This is a genomic window from Halomonas sp. 707D4, assembly GCF_024158685.1.
Lineage (GTDB): Bacteria > Pseudomonadota > Gammaproteobacteria > Pseudomonadales > Halomonadaceae > Vreelandella.
In genome coordinates, this window is sequence record NZ_JAMZBD010000464.1 from 1 (window position 1) to 2,373 (window position 2,373).

The window sequence follows — 2,373 nt, forward strand, 5'->3', positions numbered from 1 at the left end:
AGTTCCAGCGTCAGCGTTCGCTGCGCGGCGATGTCATCGAGAAAGCGCGCCTCCTGCTCTGGCCCGGGTGCCTCGCGGGTGATGTCTGCCATGGCCTGGTCGGCGTCGCGATAGTCGCCCTGCAGGCGCTGCATCTCGACATCGAGGGCGAGATACTGCTCGTCGGTGGTGGTGATCACGATGTCGCGCAGGGCGATGGCGCGGTCGTGGACGCTGCCGCGCCAATCGATGGCGTGGCGCTGCTTGACGGTATTCACGTCGTTGATCTCGGTGAGATCGCGGCTGATCTGGTTGACCTGATGAATGCCGATGGCGGTCAGAGCGGCCAGGCATAAAAGCAGAAGGGTAAAAGCGATAGTCAGGCGGGTGGCTATCTTCAAGTTCCGTTGGGTAGGCACGTCGTTCCCTCGATCATGATGATGCACTCGTGAACCGGAGCGGTTCAAGGAGCGCGAGTTATTCTGTTTTGAGAGGAGGTTAGACGATTGTATAAAATTTGTATAAATTTTATTTGTAGTGTTTTATTGCTGAATGATCACGATATCTTTTGTTAAATTATTTTGATTCCAATGGGTTGAATGTTGACCCAGGCAGGATGCCGATAATGAAACGCCCCCGGCGTATGCCGGGGGCGTCGAAGAAACGTACAAGAGCGTACTATCAGCGTGCGGAGCCGCCGTGCTTGGGCACGAAGCGCCCGCCACGCAGCTGCTCGTGGTTGGGGGCGTTCTCGCGCAGCACCGCCAACACTTCACCGGCACGGTCGTCCATGCCCAGCCCCTGGTAGCCTTCGACCATGGTGGCCAGGGCATCGCGGGTGGCGTTGGCTTCGGGGAAGTTCTCGATCACCCAGCGACCGCGCTCGACGGCAGCGAGATAGGCGCCGCGGCGCAGGTAGTAGTCCGCCACGTGCAGTTCGTGCTGGGCCAGAAGCTCGCGCAGGTAGACGATGCGCTGCTGGGCGTCCGGCGCGTACTCGCTTTGCGGGAAGCGCTGGATCAGCTCGCGGAAATCGTTGTAGGCGTCCCGCGAGGCGCCGAGGTCGCGCTTGGAGATGTCGATCAGGCGCAGCCGCTCGAGGCTGAAGCGGCCGGCCTGCCAGGCGGAAAGCCCGCGCAGGTAGTAGGCGTAGTCCGCCTGAGGGTGATCCGGCTGCAGGCGAATGAAGCGGCTGGCCGCGGCGCGAGCCTCTTCCCAGTCACCGTTTTCGTAGTAGGCGTAGATCAGTTCGAGCTGGGCCTGCTCGGCGTGGGCACCGAAGGGGTAGCGGGTGTCCAGGGCCTCGAGGCGCTCGATGGCGATCGGGTAGCGGTTGTCCTCCAGGGCGGTGCGCGCAAGCTCGTAGAGTTCGCGCTCCTGAACGCCAGCGAACTCGCCTTGATCCTCCTGCTCGGCGTCGTTGTTGTTGCTGCTGGCACAACCTGCCAGCAGGGCAAGACTAAGGGCTACGGCGCCGAAGCGGCTGGCGGTGGAGAAAACGCGCATCATCATCCTCGTTGCAAACAAGCCTCAATCACCGAAAAGCGAAGATGGCCATAAGTAGAAATGGTAGAATAGGTCGCAATCGGCCCACTATAAAACACCTTGGCGCAAAACGCAGGCATCGCCGTGTTTCACCAGGGTGCCCGTGTCTTCAAGAGGTTCTGCATGTCGCACATCATTAGAGCCACGCACCAGGTTCCAGAGACCTTGGCTGGCGCGCGGTTGGACCAGGCCGCCGCCGAGTTGTTCAGCGACTACTCCCGCGAGCGCCTGAAAACGTGGATCAACACCGGCGAGCTGACCGTGGATGGCGCCAAGGCCAAACCCAAGGCCAAGCTCCACGGGCTCGAGACGCTCACCCTCCAGGCGGCACTGGAGGAGGATACCCGCTTCGAAGCCCAGGAGATTCCGCTGGATATCGTCTTCGAGGACGACGCGGTGATCGTGCTCGACAAGCCGGCGGGCCTGGTGGTCCACCCGGCGGCGGGCAACCCGGACGGCACGCTTCTGAACGCGCTGCTGTACCACTGCCCGGCGCTTGCCGAGATGCCGCGCGCCGGCATCGTCCATCGGCTCGACAAGGACACCACGGGGCTGATGATGGTGGCCAAGACCCTGACCGCCCAGACCCGGCTGGTCGAGCAGCTCCAGGCGCGCAGCGTCTCGCGCCAGTACGACGCGGTGGTGATCGGAAAGCCTGTCTCTGGCGCCACGGTGGATGCGCCGATCGGCCGCCACCCGAAGGATCGCAAGCGCCAGGCGGTCACGGCTTCCGGCAAACCGGCGGTGACCCACTACCGCGTGGTCGAGCGCTTTCGCGCCCATACCCACGTGCGCTGCCAGCTCGAGACCGGGCGCACCCATCAGATCCGCGTGCACATGGCCCACGCC

The 2,373-nt window shown here is 63.0% G+C and carries 3 protein-coding genes; 1 reads left to right on the plus strand and 2 read right to left on the minus strand.

Features of this window, described 5'->3' with window-relative positions:
• Together BIS11_RS15300 and BIS11_RS15305 are read right to left on the minus strand one after the other, a co-directional pair.
• Positions 1–398: MCP four helix bundle domain-containing protein (locus BIS11_RS15300; RefSeq protein WP_253586464.1), on the minus strand; the 398-nt coding region annotated here is incomplete at its 3' end.
• Positions 399–660: 262 nt separating this feature from the next.
• Positions 661–1,485 (minus strand): outer membrane protein assembly factor BamD, encoded by an 825-nt coding sequence (locus BIS11_RS15305; RefSeq protein WP_253420621.1) that lies wholly within the window; start codon positions 1,483–1,485, stop codon positions 661–663.
• A gap of 162 nt (positions 1,486–1,647) precedes the next feature.
• Here BIS11_RS15305 and rluD point away from each other — a divergent pair.
• On the plus strand, positions 1,648–2,373 hold a 726-nt coding region (gene rluD, locus BIS11_RS15310; RefSeq protein ID WP_253586465.1), incomplete at its 3' end, for a 23S rRNA pseudouridine(1911/1915/1917) synthase RluD.